A 21,094-nucleotide genomic window follows, 5' to 3' on the forward strand; every position below is an offset into this window, starting at 1 on the left:
GCATCCTGCACTACGTGGAGGCGGTTCGTTCGAGCCGCCTTTTTCGTTTCGTCGAGGAGTGTTCCGCGCGTGGCCGATATCCAGTTCGACTATGACCTCTTCGTGATCGGCGGCGGCTCGGGGGGCGTGCGGGCGGCACGCCGCGCCGCCCTTCTCGGCAAGCGCGTCGCCATCGCCGAGGAGTTCCGCTACGGCGGGACCTGCGTCATCCGCGGCTGCGTTCCCAAGAAGCTCTTCGTCTACGCCTCGCAGTTCCCCGAGGCCTTCGAGGACGCGGCCGGCTTCGGCTGGTCGGTCGGCCCCAGCTCGTTCGACTGGCCGACGCTGATCGCCAACAAGGATCGCGAGATCGACCGGCTGGAGCGGATCTACGCGACCAACCTCGAAAAGGCCGGCGTCGAGATCCTGCGCAGCCGCGCGACGATCGAGGGTCCGAACGAGATCCGCCTCGTCGCGACCGACAAGCGGATCACGGCCGGCACGATCCTGATCGCGACCGGCGGGCGGCCGAACCCGTTTCCGGGACTGCCCGGCGCCGAGCATTGCATCTCCTCCAACGAAGCCTTCCACCTGAAGCGGCTGCCGGGATCGATCGTGATCCTGGGCGGCGGCTACATCGCGGTCGAGTTCGCCAACATCTTCGTGAACCTCGGCGTCCGCACGACGCTGATCTACCGCGGCAAGGAGATCCTCCAGGGCTTCGACGACGATCTGCGCCACGAGCTGCATCAGGCCATGGTGAAGAAGGGCGTGCGCATCGACTGCGAGGACACGCTCGTCGAGGTGCGCCAGAAGGCCGACGGCCGCTTCGAGGCGCACACGCAGAAGGGCCACGTCCACGATGCGGACGAGGTGATGCTGGCGATCGGTCGCAAGCCGAACACCGAGGATCTCGGCTGCGAGAACGCCGGCGTCGAGCTCGACGAGAAGGGGGCCGTCAAGGTCGACCGCTATTCCCGCACGACCGCGCCCAACGTCTATGCGGTCGGCGACGTGACGAACCGCGTGCAGCTGACCCCCGTCGCGATCCACGAGGCCATGTGCTTCATCGAGACGGCCTTCAAGAACAAGCCGACGGTGCCCGACTACGACACGATCCCGACCGCCGTGTTCTCGCAGCCGGAGATCGGCACGGTCGGCCTGACCGAGGCGCAGGCGGCGGCGAGCCTCGATTCGGTGGAGATCTACCGCGCCAAGTTCAAGCCGATGCGCAACACCATGTCGGGCCGCGACGAGACGATGCTGGTGAAGCTCGTGGTGGACGCGGGCACCCGCAAGGTCGTCGGCGCGCATATCCTGGGGCCGGATGCCGGCGAGATGAGCCAGCTCCTCGGCATCGCCGTCAAGGCGGGGCTGACCAAGGACCAGTTCGACGCGACCATGGCGGTCCACCCGACCGCGGCCGAGGAGCTGGTCACGATGTACGAGCCGACCTATCGCCTGGAGAAGGGCGAGCGGGTCGCGGCCTGACACGCGATCCAGCGGGGTTTCATGGAGATCCATCCCGACGATCCGGACCTGCGGCGCCTCGGCGAATCGGGCCGGGTGGTCGCCTATTTCGGCTACGGCTCGCTGGTGAACCGGCTGACGCTGCGCACGAAGTTCCTGGCGATCCGCCGGGCGGAAGTCGTGGGCTGGCGCCGCTTCTGGACGCCGCGCGGCGGCGACTTGGGGCCCGCGCTCCTGTCGGTCGCGCGGGAGGAGGGCGAGGTGGTGCAGGGCGTCGTCGTCTACGATCATGCCGACCACCTGCCCGCGGTGGACGAGCGCGAGGTCGGCTACGACCGGCGCATCGTCGAGCCGGCCCGCGTGACGATCGAGGCGCCGCCGCTGTCGGGCGTTCCGCTGCACATCTACGAGGCGCCGCGTCTGGCGACCGTCGAGGGCGCCGCCGCGCCGCCGATCCTGCAGTCCTACCTCGACGCCGTGCTGCAAGGGTTCCTGGTGCTTTACGGCGAAGCCGGGGTGCGGCGCTTCGTGTCCCGAACCGAAGGCTTCGCCCGCACGATCCTCGCCGACCGCCACGCGCCGCGCTATCCGCGAGCCGTCCGGCTGGCCGACGAGGACGCTGCCTTGTTCGACCGCCTGGTGCGCGAGGCGGGCGCTCGCGTGGAGCAGTGTCCCTGAGCGGCAAGCCCTCGCGTCGCCAAAGATGACATTTCGGCGAAACGATGCTTAAAGGCGCCCGACGCGATGCGGGCGCGGCCGAAATCGGCCGGACCGACCCTCGAACCCCGAAAACCCGGTCGCGAATGGAAAGTCCCGCCCGGACGAGGGCGGCGAAGGAGGCGTGCATGGCTGCTGCGAACTGGACCCCGTCGAGCTGGCGTTCCAAGCCGATCGAGCAGGTGCCGTCCTATCCCGACGCCGCCGCGCTGGCCGATACCGAGAAGCGACTCGCGAGCTTTCCGCCGCTGGTGTTCGCAGGCGAGGCCCGCAAGCTCACCGCCGCGCTCGGTGAGGTGGCCGAGGGACGCGCCTTCCTTCTGCAGGGGGGCGACTGCGCCGAGAGCTTCGCCGAGCACGGCGCGGACAACATCCGCGACTTCTTCCGCGCCTTCCTGCAGATGGCCGTCGTCCTGACCTTCGCCGGCGCCCAGCCTGTGGTGAAGGTCGGACGCATCGCCGGTCAGTTCGCCAAGCCGCGCTCGGCGCCCTTCGAGACGGTCGGCGAGACCTCGCTGCCGTCCTATCGCGGCGACATCATCAACGGCACCGAGTTCGACGAGGCCTCGCGCATCCCGAACCCGGAACGGCAGATCATGGCCTACCGCCAGTCGGCCGCGACGCTGAATCTGCTCCGCGCTTTCGCGCAGGGCGGCTACGCCAATCTCGAGAACGTCCAGCAGTGGATGCTCGGCTTCGTGTCCGGCAGCCCGGAGGCGGAGCGTTACGGCAAGCTCGCCGACCGCATCACCGAGACGATGCAGTTCATGCGGGCGATCGGCATCGACGCCGACAACAATCGTAGCCTACGCGAAACCGACTTCTTCACGAGCCACGAGGCGCTGCTTCTCGGCTACGAGGAGGCGCTGACGCGCGTCGATTCGACCTCGGGCGACTGGTACGGCACCTCGGGCCACATGATCTGGATCGGCGATCGCACGCGCCAGGAGAACAACGCTCACGTCGAGTACTGCCGCGGCATCAAGAACCCGGTCGGCCTGAAGTGCGGCCCCTCGCTGGAGCCGGACGCGCTGCTGCGCCTCGTCGACAAGCTGAACCCGGAGAACCGCGCCGGCCGCCTGACGCTGATAACCCGCTTCGGCCACGAGAAGGTCGAGGCCCACCTGCCCAAGCTCGTCCGCGCGATCCAGCGCGAGGGCCGCAAGGTGGTCTGGTCCTGCGATCCGATGCACGGCAACACGATCACCGCGAACGGCTACAAGACGCGGCCCTTCGACCGCATCCTCAGCGAGATCGAGGGCTTCTTCGCCGTCCACCGGGCGGAAGGGAGCCATGCCGGCGGCATCCACGTCGAGATGACCGGCAAGGACGTGACGGAATGCACGGGCGGCACGCGGCCGGTTCTCGCCGAGAACCTGTCCGACCGCTACCACACGCATTGCGACCCGCGGCTCAACGCCAACCAGGCGCTGGAGCTCGCCTTCCTCGTCGCCGAGCTTCTCAAGAAGGACCGCGAGACCGTGGCCCAGCCCGAGAAGCACGCGGTGAACTTCTGAGGTGATCGGCGGATGAGCGCGCTCGACGCGAACGAAACGGCGGTCCATGGCGGCCGCTGCCTTTGCGGCTCCGTGCGCTTCGAGGCGCGCGGAGAGCTTCGGCCGGTCATCTACTGCCACTGCGAATCCTGCCGGCGCCAGTCGGGCCACTTCTTCGCCTGCACGAGCGTGCCCCACGATCGGCTGACGGTCCACGACGATGCCGGCACGCTGACGTGGTTCTCCGCGACGCCGGCGGCGGAGCGCGGCTTCTGCCGCACCTGCGGCTCCGTCCTGTTCTGGAAGCCGGCGGAGGGCGCGCGCATCTCGATCGAGGCCGGCTGTTTCGACGAGCCGTCGGGCCTCGTCGCCTCGCACCACATCTTCGTGGGCGAGAAGGGCAGCTACTACGAGATCACCGACGGCCTGCCGCAATTCGCCGGCGACGACGAGTGATGCCGGATCGGTGAACGATGCGTCGGATGCGCGGCATCTGACGCTCGCGGGTGCGGGTCGCTACGTTCTCCTCACGATCGAGGAGCCTCTTCCATGCGCCAGCCGAGCCTGTTCATTTCCCACGGTGCGCCCGACATCGCCATCGCCGACATGCCGGCGACGGCCTTCCTGCGCGGCCTCTTCGCCCGGCTTGCCAGGCCGCGGGCCATCCTCGTGGCGAGCGCCCATTTCGAGGCGGAGGGCGAGGTCCTCGTATCCGCCGACGCCGCGCCCGCCACGATCCGCGACTTCGGCGGCTTCGATCGACGCCTCTACGAGATCGAGTATCCCGCGCCCGGCGATCCGGCGCTCGCGGGCGAGATCGTCGCGCGGCTCGGCATGGCCGGCCTGCCGGCGCGCTTGGCGGCCGATCGCGGCTTCGATCACGGGACCTGGGTTCCGCTCCACCTGATGCGGCCGCAAGCGGACGTGCCGGTGGTCCAGGTGTCGGTCGATCCGTCGGCGGGTCCCGAGCATCACCACAGGCTCGGAGCCGCGCTGCGCGCCCTGCGCGACGAGGACGTGCTGGTGATCGGTTCGGGCGCGTTCACGCACGACCTGCGCGCCGCCTTCGTCAACGTGCGGTCCGGCCGGCGCGACGCCGAGGTTCCGGCCTTCGTCGACGCCTTCGCGGACTGGATGTCGGAGCGCATCCTGGCCGGCGATCGCGCGGCGCTGCTCGACTACCGGAGCCTCGCGCCCTTCGCCGTGCAGAACCATCCGAGCGACGAGCACCTGATGCCGCTCTTCGTGGCGCTCGGCGCGGCCGACTCGTCCGAGGCGGTGCAACTCCTGCATTCCAGCCGCGACTACGGGGCGATCGGCATGGAGGCCTTCGCCTTCGGCCTGGACGAAGCGGCGAACGCGCTGGCGACGGAGGTGGAAACGTTGCGGCACCTGCCGCGGGTCGGCTCCTTCGCCTGACTCGGCCTCAGTCGGCCTCGTTGCCGCGCCGGCGCTGCATCAGCGCCGGCCCCCATTGGCGCCAGGCGAACCAGCCGGCGAGGCCAACGGCGATCACCGCGAGCGCGATGCCGACGCCGCGCTCCACCACCTCGAGCCGCGCGAAGACGGCGCCGATCGCGTGGCCGAAGACGAAGCCGATCGTCGTGAAGAGCGTCGCCCAGATCCCGGCGCCGATGAGGTTCAGGATCAGGAAGCGCGTCACCGAGATCCGGCTGAGCCCGAGAGCGATCAGCCCCGGCATCCGAAGCCCGTAGATGTAGCGGTTCACGATCACGAAGAAGGCTTGGTAGCGCTCGACGAGGCGGATGGCCTTGGCGAACTTCTCGCGCCGGCGCCAGCGCGCCACCCACCGGTGATTGCTCCAGAAGCGCGCGAACAGGAACACCGACAGATCGCCCAGGAAGGAGCCGATGAAGGCCAGGGCGATGATGAATTCGAAGGGATAGGAGCCGCGATAGGCGAGAAAGCCGCCGATGATCGCGAACACCTCACCCTCGAAGAAGGTGCCGATGAAGACGATCACGGGGCCGAACTGGCTGATGAGGCTGAGAATCTCGTTCACGCGGTCTCCGAGGCGAGGCGGCGGCCGCTCTGTTGAACGGGACGTGCGGAGCCGGGCGGCGGCACTTCGCGCCCATCGGCCGGGTCTCCGCGGCGAGCGGCGGCCGGCTGCGATTCGATGGCCGGAGCTATTACGACCCGTCGGCGACATCCGTCAAACGCCGCAGAGCCGGCTTCGATCCAGCTTGCCGCCCGTCCTGGCCGCGAATGCCGCGGAATGGTAGTGCCGACGCGTCCGTTTCCCCGGCGGTACCGCTCCGCGCTTCTCAGGCCCGCAGGCTGCCCGAACCCATGTCCTTTCTCGCACGGAACGCCCGCTGGATCGCCGGCGGCTTCCTCCTCTGCTTCTTCTCCTCCTTCGGGCAGACCTTCTTCATCGCCCTGTCCAATGCCGACATCCGGCGCGAGCTCGACCTGACGAACGGCGGCTTCGGCCTCGTCTACATGGCCGCGACCCTCGCCAGCGCCTCGACGCTGCCCTTCTTCGGACGGCTGCTGGATGCCTGGTCGGCGCGGGCCATGGGGAGCGTCGTGATCACGGTGCTTGCCGGCGCCTGCCTCCTGATGGCGGCGGCCGACAACCTCGCCGTCCTGTTTCTCGCGATCTACCTCCTGCGCCTCTTCGGCCAGGGCATGATGTCCCAGACAGCCTACACGGCGACAGGCCGCTGGTTCTCGGCCAATCGCGGGCGCGCGACGTCCCTCGTGACGCTCGGCTTCATGGGCGGGGAGGCGCTGTTCCCGCTCCTGTTCCTCGCCGGCGCCGAGATCGTCGGATGGCGGGGCAACTGGGTCGCGGCCGCCGTGATCCTCGCGGGCCTCGCGCTGCCGCTGATCGCCGCCCTCGCGGCGCGCGAGCGCGATCCCTCAACGGAGCCGGCGGCGGCCGGCGGACGCCCGGCCGCGCCCGATCGCACGCGCGGCGAGGTGCTGCGCGACTGGCGCTTCTACGTCGTCTGTTTCGGGGTTCTCGCGCCGCCCTTCGTCGTCACCACGCTGTTCTTCCACCAGAACTACCTGACCGAGCTGCGCGGCTGGCCGGACGGGCTGATCGCCGCGACCTTCCCGCTGCTTTCGGTGACCTCCGTCGTCTTCGTGCTCGTCTGCGGCTGGCTGATCGACCGCTTCGCGGCGGTGCGGATCCTGCCGTTCCTTCTCGTGCCGCTGATCCTCGCCTGCCTCGTCGCCGCCAACGTCGAGGCGACCTGGGCCGTGCCGGTCTTCATGGTGCTCGTCGGCGCTTCCAACGGGCTCAACGGAACGCTCGTCGGCGCGCTCTGGCCCGAGCTCTACGGTACGCGCCATCTCGGCGCGATCCGCTCCGTGGTCTGGGCGGCGATCGTTCTCGGCAGCGCGATCGGCCCCGGCCTGACCGGCGTCCTCATCGATCGCGGCGTGTCCTATCCGCTGCAGATCAACGCCATGGCGCTCTACGGCCTCGTCTGCCTCACCGCCTTCGCGATCGTCGCACCGCGGATCGCGCCGCGCGCGGTGCCGGAGCCTGTGCCCGCCGAGCCGCCGCTCCTCCAGCCGGGCTCCGGCGAGCCCTTGTCGCCGGGCAAAGGCTGATTGCCAGCCGGCCCGGCTTGGCCTAGGTCGCGGGCATGACGGTCTTCGTTCGCTTCGCGCCCTCGCCGACGGGCTTCATCCACATCGGCAATCTGCGCACCGCGCTGTTCAACTGGCTCTTCGCCGCCCGCGAGGGCGGGCGCTTCCTCCTGCGCTTCGACGACACCGACGCGGAGCGCTCGCGCGCCGAATATGCGGAGGCGATCGTCGAGGACCTCGCCTGGATCGGCATCCGTCCGCACGTGACGCTCCGCCAATCCGACCGCGTCGGGCTCTACGACACGAGCGCCGACCGCCTGCGCGACCGCGGCTTGCTCTATCCGTGCTACGAGACGCCGGACGAGCTGGACCGGCGCCGCAAGCGGCTCATGGGCCGCGGCCTGCCGCCGGTCTACGGCCGCGACGCGCTGAAGCTGAGCGAGGACGATCGCCGACGGCTGGAGGAGGAGGGGCGCCGCCCGCACTGGCGCTTCCTCCTGCCGAACTTCGAGGCTGACCCGCTGCAGCCGCGCCGGACGATCGTGGAGTGGGACGACCTCGTGCGCGGGTCCCAGAGCGTCGACCTCGCCTCGCTCTCCGATCCCGTGCTGGTGCGCGAGGACGGCAGCTACCTCTACACGCTGCCCTCCGTCGTCGACGACGGCGAGCTCGGCATCACCCACGTCATCCGCGGCGACGACCACGTGACGAACACCGGCGTCCAGATCGCGCTGTTCGAAGCGCTCGGCTTCGTGCCGCCGCGATTCGGCCACCACAATCTCCTCACCACCGTCAGCGGCGAGGGCCTGTCGAAGCGCAGCGGCTCGCTCAGCCTCCGGACGCTGCGGGCGGAGGGCTACGAGCCGATGGCCGTCGCCTCGCTCGCCATCGAGGTCGGCATGTCCGGCTCGATCGAAGCGCTGCCGAGCCTCGACGCGCTCGCCGCGCGGCTGGACCTGTCCGCCGTCTCGCAGTCCGCCGCCAAGTTCGATCCGGCCGAACTCGACCGGCTGAGCGCCGAACTGGTCCACGCCAAGCCGCACGGCGAGGTCGCGGCTGCCCTGCGCGGCTTCGGCGTTCCGGAGGCCGAGAGCGAGGCGTTCTGGCGCGCTGTCGCCGGCAACTGCGCGCGCGTGGCCGATGCGGCCGCGTGGGCCGGCATCGTCTACGGAGCGCCGAGCCCGGCCGTCGACCTCGCCGAGGAGGACCGCGCCTTCGTGCGCGACGCGCTCGATCGGCTGCCGGAGGGGCCCTTCGACCGCGACACCTGGAAGACCTGGACGAACCGCCTCAAGGCCGAGACCGGCCGCAAGGGCCGGGCCCTGTTCATGCCGCTGCGCCAGGCGCTGACCGGCCTCGATCACGGCCCGGAGATGTCGGAGCTCCTGCCGCTCATTGGTCGGGAAAGAACGCTGGCCCGACGACCCTGATCGTCTTCTTCGGCGCGTCCTCGAGCGTCGCCGTCTCGATCGCGGCGGGGGCGTTCGGGTCCGGGCGCCAGCGCGGGACCGGGATCGTCCAGAGTTCGGGCGGCCCGGCCTTCGGCTCCTCCTCGAGATAGGCGGGCACCGCCTGGAGCACCGGCGTCGGAATGCGGCAGCCGCAGGTCTCCGGATCCTGCGACGGACCCTTCAGCTTGTACAGGAAGGCGTTGGTGAGGTCGGTATAGGGCGTGCCCGAGATCGAGCGCATCTGATCGCTCGTTTCGCCCATGACCTTGTGGACGTAGAGGCTGACCTCCATGCCGGGGCAGCGCGCCTGGCAGGCCTGCTGGTCGGCGTCGAACCGGTCCTCCGTGGTGGAGAAGCTGATCGGGAAGAAGTAGCCGTCGCAGCTGCGCACGCACATCGTCGTGTAGGTGCCGCCATGCGCGTAGACCGGCCCCTCGGGCGCGCGGGGCCGCCGACGCTCGGCCGCCGGCCGCGAGCGGCGCGCCTGCCGGCGCTCGAACGAGGCGCGCTGACGGATCACCCGCCGCGGCGCGACCCGCTCGGAGCCTCGCCATTCGCGCATGCGCCCGATCAGGCCGCCGTCCTGCACCAGGATCACGGGCGCCGCGCAGGCCGCGCCGACGCACCCCGCAGTCTGCACGGGGGGCATCGCGATGGGACCGGCCTCGGCGGCCGGGATCGACAGGGCACCCAGTCCCACCATGCCGGCGAGGGCGCCTGCGCGACCCCTGCGGCTCAGTCCGTAAAACGATCCCGCGCCGGCGTTCGACATGCCCGCCCCTCTTTCCTCGTACGATGCTTCGAGGGCCGGTATTTAGGATCGCTTAGTATTCTTCCAGGCCGATTTTGGGCTTTCCCCGGCTATCGCCCTTGGCCGCAAATCCTTAGCTGGCGGAGCCGCTCTGCACGGCCGCCGCCACCGCGATCGCCGACATGTTCACGACGCCCCGCGACGTGACCGACGGCGTCAGGATGTGAGCCTGGCTCGCCGCGCCGAGGAGGACGGGGCCGACATGCAGCGCGTCGGTCATCGATTTCACGACGTTGAGCGTGATGTTGGCCGCGTCGAGATTGGGGAAGACGAGGAGGTTGGCTTCGCCCGACAGCGTCGAATCCGGCATCAGCCGGCGGCGGATCGCCTCGTTCAGCGCCGCGTCGCCGTGCATCTCGCCGTCGACCTCGAAATCCGGCACGGCGTCGCGCACGAGCTTCACGGCGTGCCGCAACTTGCGCGTGTCCGGCGTGTCGTCGGTCCCGAAGTTGGAGTGCGACACGAAGGCGGCCTTGGGCGTCAGGCCAAAGCGGCGGATCTCGGCGGCCGCGAGCAGTGTCATCTCCGCCAGCTCCTCGGCCGATGGATTCCGCTGGACATAGGTGTCGAGGAAGAACTTGGCGCTGTTGTTGCCGATGAGGAGGCTCATCGCGGCGAACTTCGCGACGCCCTCGCGCCGGCCGATGACCTGCTGGATGTCGCGCACGTGCGGGGCGTAGCGACCTTCCAGGCCGCAGATCAGCACCTCCGCCTCGCCGCGCGCGACGGCGAGCGCGCCGATCACGGTGGTGTTGGTGCGCACGATGGTGCGCGCCGTGTCCGGGTTCACGCCGCGGCGGCCGACCTTCTTGAAGTAGAGGTCGACGTAGTCGCGGTAGCGCGGATCGTCCTCGGGGTTCACGAAGTCGAAGTCCGGGCCCGGCCGGATGCGCAGGCCGTAGCGCTCGAGGCGCGTGCCGATGACGCTCGGGCGCCCGATCAGGATCGGCTGGCAGATCTCCTCCTCGATCAGCACCTGAGCGGCGCGCAGGACCCGCTCGTCCTCGCCGTCGGAGAAGATCACCCGCTTGCCCGAGCGCCGCGCGATCCCGAAGATCGGCTTCATCAGGAGGCCGGAGCGGAAGACGAAGCGGTTGAGATTGTCGAGATAGGCTTCGAAATCGGCGATCGGCCGCTCGGCGACGCCCTCGTCCATCGCCGCCTTGGCCACGGCCGGCGCGATCTTGAGGATGAGGCGCGGATCGAAGGGCGAGGGGATGAGGTAGGTCGGGCCGAAGACCGGCGTGTCAGAGCCGTAGGCCTTGGCGGCGACTTCCGAAACGTCCTCCCGGGCGAGCGCCGCGATCGCGTCGACGCAAGCCTTCTTCATGCCCTCCGTGATCGCCCGGGCGCCGCAGTCCAGCGCGCCGCGGAAGATGAAGGGGAAGCAGATGACGTTGTTGACCTGATTCGGGAAGTCCGAGCGGCCGGTGCAGATCATCGCGTCCGGCCGCACATCCTTGGCGAGTTGCGGCATGATCTCCGGCGTCGGGTTGGCGAGCGCCAGGATCAGCGGGTTCGGCGCCATCGCCTCCAGGAATTCGGGCTTGAGCACGCCGCCGGCCGAGAGGCCGAGGAAGATGTCGGCGCCCTGGATGGCTTCCTTCAGCGTGCGCTTGTCCGTCTCGACCGCATAGACGCCCTTCCAGCGATCCATGCCCTTCTCGCGGCCCTTGTAGACCACGCCGTCGATGTCGGTGCAGATGATGTTCTCGCGGCGCGCGCCGAGCTCGACCAGGAGGTTGAGGCAGGCGAGGGCCGCCGCGCCGGCGCCGCTCGTCACGATCTTGACCGAGCCGATGTCCTTGCTCGACAGGAGGAGGGCGTTCCTCACCGCCGCCGCGACGATGATCGCCGTGCCGTGCTGGTCGTCGTGGAAGACGGGAATGCGCATCCGCTCGCGCAGGCGCGCCTCGATTTCGAAGCACTCCGGCGCCTTGATGTCCTCGAGGTTGATGCCGCCGAAGGTCGGCTCCAGCGTCTCGACCGTGTTGCAGAAGCGGTCGATCTCCAGCGCGTCGACCTCGATGTCGAAGACGTCGATGTCGGCGAACTTCTTGAACAGGACCGCCTTGCCTTCCATCACCGGCTTGGAGGCCAGCGGCCCGATATTGCCGAGACCGAGCACCGCCGTGCCGTTGGAGATGACCGCGACGAGGTTGGAGCGCGAGGTGAAGTCGGCCGCGAGCCTGGGATCGGCCGCGATCTCCAGGCAGGGCGCGGCCACGCCCGGCGAATAGGCGAGCGCGAGGTCGCGCTGGTTGCCGAGAGGCTTCGTCGCGCGGATCGCGAGCTTACCGGGCTTGGGATGGCGATGGTAGAACAGCGCCTGCTCGTCCAGGTCGCTGCGCGCCGGCCGCTCGTTCTGCCCCTGGTCCTGCTGCATCGCTCGATCCCCGTTTGCGGAATGGCTTCGTCTCTAAGAGGCGGATGGCGAGGGTGCAACAGCCGGCTGTCGACGAGGGGCCACGTCGCGGGGAACGGGCCGACTGTCACATGGCTGATATGGGACTCGGGCAAGCCTGCCTCGTGTGATCGAGGGAGCCCCGGCATGGCGACGATGCACCAGCTCAACACCGTCCGGCACGTCCGCACGCTGTTCATCTCCGACGTCCATCTCGGCTCGAAGGCGGCCAAGGCCGAGCTCCTGGTCGACTTCCTGCGCGTCCACGACGCCGACACGATCTATCTCGTCGGCGACATCGTCGACGGCTGGCGGCTGAAGCGCTCCTGGCACTGGCCGCAGCCGCACAACGACGTGGTGCAGAAGCTCCTGCGCAAGGCCCGCAAGGGCACGCGCATCGTCTACATCCCCGGCAACCACGACGAGTTCGTCCGCGACTTTCCCGGCGAGCATTTCGGCGGGATCGAGGTGAAGCTGAACGACGTCCACGTGACCGCGGACGGTCGGCGCTTCCTTGTCATGCACGGCGACGAGTTCGACGTCGTGGTGAAGAACGCCCGCATCCTCGCCTATCTCGGCGACTGGGCCTACGACGCGGCGCTGGCGGTCAACAGCGTCTTCAACAACGTCCGCCGCCGGCTCGGCTTCCCCTACTGGTCGCTGTCCTCCTGGGCGAAGCTGAAGGTGAAGAACGCCGTCAACTTCATCGGCGAGTTCGAGAAGACCCTCGCCGAGGAAGCGCGGCGACAGGACTGCGTCGGCGTCATCTGCGGCCACATCCACCATGCCCAGCTGGCGGAGCGCGAAGGCATCGAATACGTCAACACCGGCGACTGGGTGGAAAGCTGCACCGCCGTCGCGGAGCGGCCGGACGGGACGCTGGAGCTGATCCGCTGGGCCGAGGAAGCGCGACGCGTTCCCGTGCGCCGCGGCCGCGGCGCCGAGGTCGAGATCGACGACCTGCCCAGCGTCGTCGAGGCGGCCTGAGCGCCGCGCCGGTCTCGCCTGCCATGCGCTTCCTCCTCGCGACGGATGCCTGGCATCCGCAGATCAACGGCGTGGTGCGGACGCTCACCCACCTCGTGGCGGAGCTGCGCCGGGCGGGCCACGAGGTGCTGGTGGTCTCGCCGGCCGATTTCCGGACGCTGCCTTGCCCGACCTATCCCGAGATCCGGCTGTCGCTGACGACGCCCGGACGGCTCGCGCGCCGCATCCGGTCCTTTGCGCCGGACGTCGTCCATGTCGCGACCGAAGGTCCGATCGGCCTCAGCGCGCGGGCCGCGGCGCGTCGCCTCGAGCTGCCGCTGACGACGAGCTTCCACACGCGCTTTCCCGAATATCTGCGACGCCGGGCGCCGGTGCCGGAGCGGCTGACCTACGCGCTTCTGCGGCGCTTCCACGCGCCGGCGGCGGCCTGCCTCGTGCCGACGGCGCAGGTGCGGCGCGAGCTCGCCGCCCGCGGCTTCACGCGGCTCGTGACCTGGACGCGCGGCGTCGACCGCGCGCTGTTCCGCCCGCGCCCCGGCGTCGATCTCGGGCTCAAGGGGCCCGTCTTCCTCTGCGTCGGGCGCGTCGCGCCGGAGAAAGGGCTCGAAGCCTTTCTCGATCTCGACCTGCCGGGCTCCAAGCTCGTGGTCGGCGGCGGCCCGGCTCTGACGTCCCTGAAGGCGCGCTACCCGGACGTGCGCTTCATCGGCTCCAAGGTCGGCGACGAGCTCGTCGACCATTACAACGCGGCCGACGTCTTCGTTTTTCCCTCGCGAACCGACACGTTCGGCATCGTGCTCCTCGAGGCGCTCGCCTGCGGCATTCCCGTCGCAGCCTTTCCCGAGCCGGGGCCGGTCGAGGTCATCGCCGAGACCAGCGCCGGCGTCCTCGACGAGGACCTGCGGGCCGCCTGCCTCAAGGCCCTCACGCTCGATCCGGCCGACGCCTTGGAGCGCTCGGAGGCCTTCACCTGGGCGGCCTGCGCCGAGCGCTTCGTCGAGGTCGCGGCTCTCGCCCTCGCCAACCATCCGGTCGCCGTCGCTCGACCCACCTTCGCGCGGCGGATCTCCGCCCGGCTCTTCACGCGCCCGAAACATCAGCCGCCCGGAATGTGATTCGCAACGGCGTGGCATCCGCTCCGCCTCCGGTCTATGCCTCCCCCGCCGGGCGGAGCGACGCGCGGCGACGGGGCACGATCGAGGACGGACATGGTGGCGCCGACGCATGAGGGGGCGATCGACGTCGCCGACGAGCGGAGCCTGTTCCAGAAGCGCATCGCCTTCGTCTTCGCCGCCGACTTCGTCAGCCTGGGCCTGTTCATGCCCTTTTTTCCGGTCTGGCTCGCGGCCGAAGGGCTGAGCGCCGACGAGGTCGGGATCGTGCTGGCGCTGCAGACGGGCCTGCGCATCCTGACCGTTCCCGCCATCCTGCAGCGGGCCGACCGCGCGGCGGACCGCGCCGACGTGCTCCTCCTGATGGCCTTCGCCTCGGCCGTCCTGGTCAACGTCTTCTTCTTCGTCGGCGGCTTTCCGGCGATCCTCGCCGCGACCGTCCTCGTCTGCCTCGTCTGGGCGCCGCTCGTGCCGCTGACCGACGCCATCGCGCTGTCGGGCGTCCGGCGCCTGTCCATCGACTACGGGCGCGCCCGGCTCTGGGGCTCGCTCGCCTTCGTCGCGGTCAACCTCGTCTCCGGCTTCGCGATCGCGCGATTCGGCATCGACGCCTTCCTGCCGATGATGACGGCGGCCTTTCTCGTCGCGGCGCTGGCCGCGCTCGCCGCGCCGCGCGTCGGGCGCCCGCGCTTCGCCTCGCCGCTGCCGACGGGACCGACGCCGGCGCCCGTCATCGCGCCGCGCGGGCTGCTGCGCCGCTTGAAGCCGGGCGCCGACATCGCGCCGCTGATGACCACCATGCTGGCGCTCGGCCTCGTCCAGTCGAGTCACGCCATGTATAACGGCTTTTCCTCGATCCTCTGGACGGATCTCGGCTATTCCGGCACGGCGATCGGCGTCTTCTGGAGCGTCGGCGTGATCGCGGAGATCCTCGTCTTCCGCTTCTCCAGCGGTGTCGCGCCGCGGCTCGGCGTCCGCACGCTGCTGCTGATCAGCGCCGGGGCGGGCATCGTCCGCTGGCTCGCCATGGGCTTCGACCTCGGCTTTGCCGGCTTCGCCATCCTCGGCGCCTTCCACGGCCTCACCTTCGGCCTGGCCTGGGTGGCGCTCCAGGCGACGATCGCGAGTTCGATCGGCGAAGGCCGCATCGGCTCGGCGCAAGGCGTCGGCTTCGCGCTGCAGACCGGCCTGACGGCCCTGGCCACGCTGGCGTCCGGTCCGCTTTACGCCGCCTTCCACGGCCACGCCTTCGCGGCCATGGCGGTCCTGTCGGCGGCGGCGATCCTGATCGCGCTGCGTTACCCCCAGAGATCCGGGGCGGGCGGCCAGACGTTCGAGCCCTCGTAGACGAGGCCGCCTTCGCGATCGGCCTTCATCAGGAGCGGCCCGTCGAGGTCGACGATCTCGGCGCCCTGAGCGAGCAGAACCGCCGGTGCCATGGCGAGCGAGGAGCCGACCATGCAGCCCACCATCACGCCGAAGCCGAGCCGCCGCGCCTCGGACACCAGCGCGTGCGCTTCCGTGAGGCCGCCGGTCTTGTCGAGCTTGACGTTGACGAAGTCGTAGCGGCCGAGAAGCGAGGCGAGGCCCGCCCGGTCGTGCAGGGACTCGTCGGCGCAGACCGGCACCGGGCGCGGCATATGCGCCAGGATCGCGTCGCGGCCGGCGGGGAGAGGCTGCTCCACCATCGCCGCGCCGACGGACGCCGCGGCCAGCATGTTCTCCCGGATCGTGTCCTCGCTCCAGCCCTCGTTGGCGTCGAGGATGAGGCGCGAGCGCGGCGCGCCGGCCCGGACGGCCCGGATGCGCGCGGCGTCGCCCGGCGCCCCGACCTTGACCTTGAGGAGCGAGCGGTGCGCCGCGGCCTCGGCCGCCCGCCGCATCGCGTCCGGCTCGTCCAGGGACAGGGTGAAGGCGGTCTCGATCGGGCGCGGCGCGTCGATGCCGAGCCGCACCGAGACGCGCGTGCCCGAGCGCTTGGCCTCCAGGTCCCACAGGGCGCAGTCCACCGCGTTGCGCGCAGCCCCGGCGGGCATCGCCTCCTGAAGCGCCTCGCGGTCCAGCCCGTCCGCCAGCACCGGGCGCATCGCCTCGATCGCCGCGACGACGCCCTCGACCGTCTCGCCGTAGCGCGGATAGGGCACGCACTCGCCGTGCCCGAGGGCAGCGCCGTCCGCGATTTCGCAGACCACCACCACGGCCTCCGTCTTCGCGCCGCGCGCGATCCGGAAGGCCGCCGCGAGCGGGAAGTGTTGAACTGTGACCGAAACGACGCGCCGCATCGCAAATCCTTTCCCGACCACTGATGACGGCCTCGTCAGCCCTTACCTAGCTCAGCCAATATCATCAATGAATTGAACGCGGTTCGCCGCATTCCCGACGTATCGGTCCTCCAGCAGCCTGTCGCGCCGCCCGCACGGCCGGATTGGAACTCTCGCAGCCAGCTCATGTCCGAAACCGCCGAAGCCCAGACGACCGCGATCGGCCGCCGCGTGGCCGCGCCCAGCCTCGACGCCGGAAACGCCGGCGACGAGCTGGTGCTGCGCCTGTCCGGCGACTGGCTGGCGCGAACCGTCGGCAGCGTCGAAGCCGCCATCGGATCAGCGGCCAAGGGCGATGCGGGACGCGGCGTCGCGCTCGACCTGTCCGGCATCCACCGCATCGACACGTCCGGCGCGCTGCTCGTCGAGCGTGTGGCCCGCGACCTCAAGGCCGAGGGCCGGGCGGTGCGGATCGACGGCATCGAGCCGCGCGACGAGGCGCTCTTCGCGGCCGTGCGCCGCGCCATGGATCGCGAGCCGGCGCCCGCCAAGCCGGCCCGGGGATCGCCGCTGACGGACATCGTCGCCGACCTCGGCGAGAGCGTCGTCGCCATGGGGCGCGAGCTGGTCGCGGCGGTCGGCATCCTCGGCGGCACGGTGGAGGGCGCGGTTCGCCGCGCGACGGGGCGCACGCGCTTTCGCGGCGCCGCGATCGTCAGCCAGCTCGACCGGATGGGCCTGCGGGCCGTGCCGATCATCGCGATGATGAGCTTCCTCGTCGGCGCCATCCTCGCGCAGCAGGGCGCCTTCCAGCTCCGCCGCTTCGGCGGCGAGCTCTACGCCGTCAACCTCATCGGCATCCTCGTCCTGCGCGAACTGGGCGTGCTCCTCACCGCCATCATGGTGGCCGGCCGCTCCGGCAGCGCGATCACGGCCGAGATCGGCTCGATGAAGATGCGCGAGGAGGTCGACGCCCTGCACGTCATCGGCCTCGATCCGGTCGGCGTCCTCGTGTTCCCGCGCATGGTGGCGCTGCTGATCGCGCTGCCGCTCCTGACCGTGGTGTCGAACCTCGCGGCCATCGCCGGCGGCATGTTCGCGCTGGCGCTCTATTCCGGGATCACGCCGGCCAGCTTCCTGCAGGGGCTCCAGTCGTCGGTCGACCTCTTCACCGTCTTCTCCGGCCTCATCAAGGCGCCGGTGATGGCCGTCGTCATCGCCATCGTCGCCTGCTCGGAAGGCATGAAGGTCGGCGGCAGCGCCGAGAGCCTGGGCGCGCACGTCACCTCCTCGGTGGTGAAGTCGATCTTTCTCGTGATCCTGATGGATGGCTTCTTCGCCATCTTCTACGCCTCGCTCGGACTCTGACCGCATGGCAACGAACGGCCGGGCCGACCACGGCAGCACGCAGTCCGAGGTGATCATCCGGGCGACCGACGTCACGGTTCGCTTCGGCAGCAAGGCGATTCTCGAGAACCTGTCGCTGGACGTGCGACGCGGCGAGATCCTCGGATTCGTCGGTCCGTCTGGCGCCGGCAAGTCGGTGCTGCTCCGCACCATTCTCGGGCTCAACGCCAAGCAGGCGGGAACGATCGAGGTCTTCGGGATCGACTACGAGCGCGCCTCGACCGACGAGCGCCTCGCCGTCGAGCAGCGCTGGGGCGTCCTGTTCCAGCACGGCGCGCTGTTCGGCTCGCTGACCGTCCTGGAGAACGTCCAGGTGCCGATGCGCGAATACCTGACGCTCTCGCCCAAGCTGATGGATGAGCTCGCCCGGCTGAAGCTCGATCTCGTCGGCCTGGCGCCCGACGCCGCCGACAAGTTCCCCTCGGAACTGTCCGGCGGCATGATCAAGCGCGCCGCGCTCGCCCGCGCGCTGGCGCTCGACCCCGACATCGTCTTTCTCGACGAGCCGACCGCCGGCCTCGACCCGATCGGCGCGGCCGACTTCGACCAGCTCATCATGACCCTGCGCGATACGCTCGGCCTCACCGTCTACATGGTGACCCACGACCTCGACAGCCTGTTCACCGCCTGCGACCGCATCGCCGTCCTCGGCGACCGCAAGGTGCTCGTGGAAGGCCCGCTCGACACGATGCTGTCCTTCGATCACCCCTGGGTGAAATCGTACTTCCACGGAAAGCGGGCGCGCACCATCGCGACCGACGACCAGGGCGCTGCCGGCGCCGCAGGGCCCCAAGGAGCCTGAGCGACATGGAAACCAGAGCCAACTACGTCCGCGTCGGCCTCTTCACGATCGTCGTCCTCCTGCTGGCCATCGGCTTCACCTACTGGGCCGTCTTCTCGCAGCGCGGCTCGGAGCGGATCCCGCTGATCGTGCGCATCGAGGGCTCCGTCCAGGGTCTCCAGCAGGGCAGCCAGGTGCTCTTCAACGGCCTGCCGGTCGGCCTCGTCACCTCCCTGCGGATCGATCCGAACAATCCGCGCGTGGTGATCGCCAACACGGAGATCGACCCCGGCGTGCCGATCCGCACCTCGACGGAAGCGAGCCTCGGCATCCAGGGCCTCACCGGCTTCGCCTTCATCGGCCTGCGCGGCGGCCGCACGGATGATCGCGACATCGTCGCCTCGGCGCTCGAGCAGGGCACGGTGCCGGTGATCACCGCGCGGCCCTCCGAGGTCACCGACATCCTGGCGACGGCGCGCGACATCGCCGACCGCACCAACTCCATCCTGGGCGAATTCGAGAACCTCGTTGGCACGCTCAGCCCGTCCGTCCGCACCACGGTCGAGAACGTCGCAGCGACCTCCGAGAACGTGAACCGCTTCACCGCCTCGCTCGCCAACAATTCCGACGACATCGACAACTTCCTCGACAGCCTCGGCCAGCTCGCGAACACGGCGAACACCGTCGCGGAAGGCCTGCCGGAAACCATCGCGGCGGCCCGCGCCGTGATCGAGGCGGTCAATCCGGTGCAGGTCAGCGCCATCGTGTCCAATGCCGAGCGGATCACAGGGAACCTGTCGACCGCGTCCGACGACGTGTCGAACGCCGTGGCGTCCGTGCGCGGCGCGGCGGACAGCTTCCGGGCCGTGGGCGAGGCCATCTCGTCGAACACGGCCGGCATCGACCGCTTCCTCGCCAATCTCGGCCCCTTGTCGGACTCGGCGACCAGCGTTGCCGCGCGCCTCGACACGACGCTCGCCGATGCCGGCCGGATCGTCGCGGCGGTGAACGCCGATCAGGTCTCGGCCGCCGTCGAGAACATCTCGGGCATCGCCCGCACCATCAACGACCAGAGCGGCGCGATCGCCTCGGCCATCGAGAACGTGTCGGGCGCGAGCCAGAGCGTCGCCAACCTCGTCGCGCGGGTCGATGCCAACCGCGACTCGATCGACGAGGCCCTGTCGAACGTCGGTCCGATCAGCCGCGACGTGGCGAGCGCCGCGAGGCGCATCGATTCCGCCGCCGAAGAGGCCAACCGGCTCGTCGCCGCCATCGACGCCGACCGCGTCAACGCCGTCGTCGGCAACGTCGACACGCTGACGGCGGGGATCGCGGCCAAGACGAGCGAGATCCAGTCCGTGATCGACGGCGTCAACCGCACCATCGGCACGGTGGACTCGGTGATCGCCGGCTTCGACGGCACGCGCCAGGCCTTCGACCGCATCCTCGTCGCCTTCGACGCCGAGCGGCTGAACGCGGCCATCGGCAATGTGTCGGCGGCGACCGACAACGTCGCCGTCGCGGCCGACCAGATCGCCTCCGTCGCGCGAGACATCGGCAACCGGCGCGAGGACATCAACTCCGTCATCACAAACGCGCAGCTCACCAGCCAGCGCGTCGCCGCCGCTTCGGCACGCCTCGACGGCGTGGTCAGCTCGCTCGGCCGGGTCTTCGAGGGCGGGCCCGGATCGGGCGGCCTCGGCATCGAGATCTCGCAGACGCTCGCCGCCATCCGCGACACTGCCCGGAACTTCCAGGCCAATCTCGACCCGATCGCCGCGAACATCGAGCGCTTCTCCGGCCAGGGCCTGCGCGAAGTGCAGACGCTGGTTCGCGACGTGACGCAGTCGGTGAACCGCATCGACCGCGCCGTCAGCGACTTCTCGGCCGATCCGAGCCGGCTGATCTACGGCGGCGAGGAGGTGAAGCAGTATGACGGACGCACGCGCCGCTGAGGCCGGTCTGGGACCCGTCGTGAAACATTCGGGCGCAGAGGATGCGCCCGCCAAGGTCGAAGGGACTGTGATGCGCGGATTGGGACGGGTTCTGATGCTGGGGATCGCGGGCTTGAGCCTTTCGGCCTGCCTCAGCGCGGCGCCCCCGGACACCTACGAGATCTCCGCGCCGACGCTCGCCCAGCCCGTGCCCGGGCGCTCGCGCGCGCAGATGCTGATCCCCGAGCCGACGGCCTTGAAGACGCTCGACAGCCAGAACATCGTCGTCAAGCCGTCCGAGCAGAGCGTCGAGTTCCTGGCGGGCAGCCAGTGGAGCGACCGCCTGCCGCGCATGGTGCAGCTGCGGCTGCTGCAGGCCTTCGAGAACACCCAGCGGATCGGCGCCGTCGGCGTGCCGGGGCAGGGCCTCGCGATCGACTTCCAGCTCGTGATGGAGATCCGCAAGTTCGAGATCCAGGTCGCCGGCGCGCCGCGCGCCGTGGTCGAGATCTCGGTGAAGGCGCTGAACGACCGCAACGGCACCGTGGTGCGCACCCGGATCTTCGACGCCACCGTGCCGGCGCGCGGCCGCGCCAATGCCGACTTCGTCGCAGCCCTGGACGCCGCCTTCGAGCGCGTGTCGGCCGACATCGTGACCTGGGCGCTGACCCTGTTCTGACCCTCGCATCGAGGTGGGAATGCAAAAAGGGCGGG

18 protein-coding genes are annotated in these 21,094 nt (G+C 70.0%); 14 read left to right on the forward strand and 4 right to left on the reverse strand.

Going from position 1 to position 21,094, the window contains the following annotated elements:
- Window positions 1-69: 69 nt before the first annotated feature.
- From gor to FZN60_RS10140, 5 genes are all read left to right on the forward strand, one after another.
- Entirely contained in the window at window positions 70-1,470 is a 1,401-nt protein-coding gene (gene gor / locus FZN60_RS10120) for a glutathione-disulfide reductase (protein WP_158873368.1), read from the forward strand.
- A gap of 21 nt (window positions 1,471-1,491) precedes the next feature.
- Window positions 1,492-2,127: a gamma-glutamylcyclotransferase gene (locus tag FZN60_RS10125; RefSeq protein WP_158873369.1), complete on the forward strand. Its 636-nt coding sequence runs from the start codon at window positions 1,492-1,494 to the stop codon at window positions 2,125-2,127.
- 167 nt (window positions 2,128-2,294) lie between these two features.
- Complete coding sequence (locus tag FZN60_RS10130; protein WP_158873370.1) at window positions 2,295-3,683, forward strand: class II 3-deoxy-7-phosphoheptulonate synthase; 1,389 nt, start codon at window positions 2,295-2,297, stop codon at window positions 3,681-3,683.
- Between the two features lie 12 nt (window positions 3,684-3,695).
- Complete coding sequence (locus FZN60_RS10135) at window positions 3,696-4,118, forward strand: GFA family protein (protein WP_158873371.1); 423 nt, start codon at window positions 3,696-3,698, stop codon at window positions 4,116-4,118.
- Window positions 4,119-4,211: 93 nt separating this feature from the next.
- Complete coding sequence (locus FZN60_RS10140) at window positions 4,212-5,081, forward strand: dioxygenase family protein (protein WP_158873372.1); 870 nt, start codon at window positions 4,212-4,214, stop codon at window positions 5,079-5,081.
- Between the two features lie 7 nt (window positions 5,082-5,088).
- On the opposite strand, the gene FZN60_RS10145 is transcribed toward FZN60_RS10140, so the two are convergent.
- Window positions 5,089-5,685 (reverse strand): DedA family protein, encoded by a 597-nt coding sequence (locus FZN60_RS10145; RefSeq protein ID WP_158873373.1) that lies wholly within the window; start codon window positions 5,683-5,685, stop codon window positions 5,089-5,091.
- A 290-nt stretch (window positions 5,686-5,975) separates the two neighbouring features.
- On the opposite strand from FZN60_RS10145, the gene FZN60_RS10150 reads away from it, so the two are divergent.
- Window positions 5,976-7,253, forward strand: a complete 1,278-nt coding sequence (locus FZN60_RS10150; protein WP_158873374.1) for an MFS transporter — start codon at window positions 5,976-5,978, stop codon at window positions 7,251-7,253.
- 35 nt (window positions 7,254-7,288) lie between these two features.
- Complete coding sequence (gltX, locus tag FZN60_RS10155; protein WP_158873375.1) at window positions 7,289-8,662, forward strand: glutamate--tRNA ligase; 1,374 nt, start codon at window positions 7,289-7,291, stop codon at window positions 8,660-8,662.
- On the opposite strand, the gene FZN60_RS10160 is transcribed toward gltX, so the two are convergent.
- Together FZN60_RS10160 and FZN60_RS10165 are read right to left on the reverse strand one after the other, a co-directional pair.
- Window positions 8,625-9,386: a DUF2865 domain-containing protein gene (locus tag FZN60_RS10160; RefSeq protein WP_158873376.1), complete on the reverse strand. Its 762-nt coding sequence runs from the start codon at window positions 9,384-9,386 to the stop codon at window positions 8,625-8,627. The two genes, gltX and FZN60_RS10160, sit on opposite strands and share 38 nt — an antisense overlap.
- Before the next feature lie 181 nt (window positions 9,387-9,567).
- The gene (locus FZN60_RS10165; RefSeq protein WP_158873377.1) at window positions 9,568-11,880 is read right to left on the reverse strand and encodes an NADP-dependent malic enzyme; all 2,313 of its coding nucleotides are present in this window, start codon (window positions 11,878-11,880) and stop codon (window positions 9,568-9,570) included.
- A 165-nt stretch (window positions 11,881-12,045) separates the two neighbouring features.
- Here FZN60_RS10165 and FZN60_RS10170 point away from each other — a divergent pair, with 165 nt between their 5' ends.
- The 3 genes from FZN60_RS10170 to FZN60_RS10180 all read left to right on the forward strand — a co-directional run bounded on the left by FZN60_RS10170 (window position 12,046) and on the right by FZN60_RS10180 (window position 15,344).
- Window positions 12,046-12,885, forward strand: a complete 840-nt coding sequence (locus FZN60_RS10170; RefSeq protein ID WP_158873378.1) for a UDP-2,3-diacylglucosamine diphosphatase — start codon at window positions 12,046-12,048, stop codon at window positions 12,883-12,885.
- Window positions 12,886-12,908: 23 nt separating this feature from the next.
- Window positions 12,909-14,000 (forward strand): glycosyltransferase family 4 protein, encoded by a 1,092-nt coding sequence (locus FZN60_RS10175; protein WP_158873379.1) that lies wholly within the window; start codon window positions 12,909-12,911, stop codon window positions 13,998-14,000.
- Between the two features lie 93 nt (window positions 14,001-14,093).
- Window positions 14,094-15,344 (forward strand): MFS transporter, encoded by a 1,251-nt coding sequence (locus tag FZN60_RS10180; protein ID WP_158873380.1) that lies wholly within the window; start codon window positions 14,094-14,096, stop codon window positions 15,342-15,344.
- Here FZN60_RS10180 and dgcA read toward each other — a convergent pair.
- Window positions 15,296-16,279 carry an N-acetyl-D-Glu racemase DgcA gene (gene dgcA, locus FZN60_RS10185; protein ID WP_158873381.1) on the reverse strand — a complete coding sequence of 328 codons (984 nt, stop codon included), beginning with the start codon at window positions 16,277-16,279 and terminating at the stop codon, window positions 15,296-15,298. The two genes, FZN60_RS10180 and dgcA, sit on opposite strands and share 49 nt — an antisense overlap.
- A 165-nt stretch (window positions 16,280-16,444) precedes the next feature.
- On the opposite strand from dgcA, the gene FZN60_RS10190 reads away from it, so the two are divergent.
- The 4 genes from FZN60_RS10190 (at window position 16,445) to FZN60_RS10205 (ending at window position 21,059) form a co-directional block, all read left to right on the forward strand.
- Complete coding sequence (locus tag FZN60_RS10190; RefSeq protein WP_158873382.1) at window positions 16,445-17,626, forward strand: ABC transporter permease; 1,182 nt, start codon at window positions 16,445-16,447, stop codon at window positions 17,624-17,626.
- Window positions 17,627-17,630: 4 nt separating this feature from the next.
- Window positions 17,631-18,467, forward strand: a complete 837-nt coding sequence (locus FZN60_RS10195; RefSeq protein ID WP_158873383.1) for an ABC transporter ATP-binding protein — start codon at window positions 17,631-17,633, stop codon at window positions 18,465-18,467.
- Window positions 18,468-18,472: 5 nt separating this feature from the next.
- The gene (locus FZN60_RS10200; protein ID WP_158873384.1) at window positions 18,473-20,401 is read left to right on the forward strand and encodes an MlaD family protein; all 1,929 of its coding nucleotides are present in this window, start codon (window positions 18,473-18,475) and stop codon (window positions 20,399-20,401) included.
- 94 nt (window positions 20,402-20,495) lie between these two features.
- Window positions 20,496-21,059, forward strand: a complete 564-nt coding sequence (locus FZN60_RS10205) for an ABC-type transport auxiliary lipoprotein family protein (RefSeq protein WP_246726695.1) — start codon at window positions 20,496-20,498, stop codon at window positions 21,057-21,059.
- Window positions 21,060-21,094 lie beyond the last annotated feature (35 nt).

This window comes from Antarcticirhabdus aurantiaca (assembly GCF_009765365.1).
Taxonomy (GTDB): Bacteria; Pseudomonadota; Alphaproteobacteria; order Rhizobiales; family Rhizobiaceae; genus Antarcticirhabdus; species Antarcticirhabdus aurantiaca.

What these genes read in the sequence shown, in the direction of transcription:
- FZN60_RS10135 (WP_158873371.1), top strand. Translation starts at nt 3,696, where the DNA reads ATGAGCGCGCTCGACGCGAACGAAACGGCGGTCCATGGCGGCCGCTGC.
- FZN60_RS10130 (WP_158873370.1), top strand. Translation starts at nt 2,295, where the DNA reads ATGGCTGCTGCGAACTGGACCCCGTCGAGCTGGCGTTCCAAGCCGATC.
- FZN60_RS10190 (WP_158873382.1), top strand. Translation starts at nt 16,445, where the DNA reads ATGTCCGAAACCGCCGAAGCCCAGACGACCGCGATCGGCCGCCGCGTG.
- FZN60_RS10200 (WP_158873384.1), top strand. Translation starts at nt 18,473, where the DNA reads ATGGAAACCAGAGCCAACTACGTCCGCGTCGGCCTCTTCACGATCGTC.
- FZN60_RS10160 (WP_158873376.1), bottom strand. Translation starts at nt 9,386, where the DNA reads ATGGTGGGACTGGGTGCCCTGTCGATCCCGGCCGCCGAGGCCGGTCCC.
- FZN60_RS10170 (WP_158873378.1), top strand. Translation starts at nt 12,046, where the DNA reads ATGGCGACGATGCACCAGCTCAACACCGTCCGGCACGTCCGCACGCTG.
- FZN60_RS10140 (WP_158873372.1), top strand. Translation starts at nt 4,212, where the DNA reads ATGCGCCAGCCGAGCCTGTTCATTTCCCACGGTGCGCCCGACATCGCC.
- FZN60_RS10175 (WP_158873379.1), top strand. Translation starts at nt 12,909, where the DNA reads ATGCGCTTCCTCCTCGCGACGGATGCCTGGCATCCGCAGATCAACGGC.
- dgcA (WP_158873381.1), bottom strand. Translation starts at nt 16,279, where the DNA reads ATGCGGCGCGTCGTTTCGGTCACAGTTCAACACTTCCCGCTCGCGGCG.
- FZN60_RS10150 (WP_158873374.1), top strand. Translation starts at nt 5,976, where the DNA reads ATGTCCTTTCTCGCACGGAACGCCCGCTGGATCGCCGGCGGCTTCCTC.
- FZN60_RS10195 (WP_158873383.1), top strand. Translation starts at nt 17,631, where the DNA reads ATGGCAACGAACGGCCGGGCCGACCACGGCAGCACGCAGTCCGAGGTG.
- FZN60_RS10165 (WP_158873377.1), bottom strand. Translation starts at nt 11,880, where the DNA reads ATGCAGCAGGACCAGGGGCAGAACGAGCGGCCGGCGCGCAGCGACCTG.
- FZN60_RS10180 (WP_158873380.1), top strand. Translation starts at nt 14,094, where the DNA reads ATGGTGGCGCCGACGCATGAGGGGGCGATCGACGTCGCCGACGAGCGG.
- FZN60_RS10205 (WP_246726695.1), top strand. Translation starts at nt 20,496, where the DNA reads ATGCTGGGGATCGCGGGCTTGAGCCTTTCGGCCTGCCTCAGCGCGGCG.
- FZN60_RS10125 (WP_158873369.1), top strand. Translation starts at nt 1,492, where the DNA reads ATGGAGATCCATCCCGACGATCCGGACCTGCGGCGCCTCGGCGAATCG.
- gltX (WP_158873375.1), top strand. Translation starts at nt 7,289, where the DNA reads ATGACGGTCTTCGTTCGCTTCGCGCCCTCGCCGACGGGCTTCATCCAC.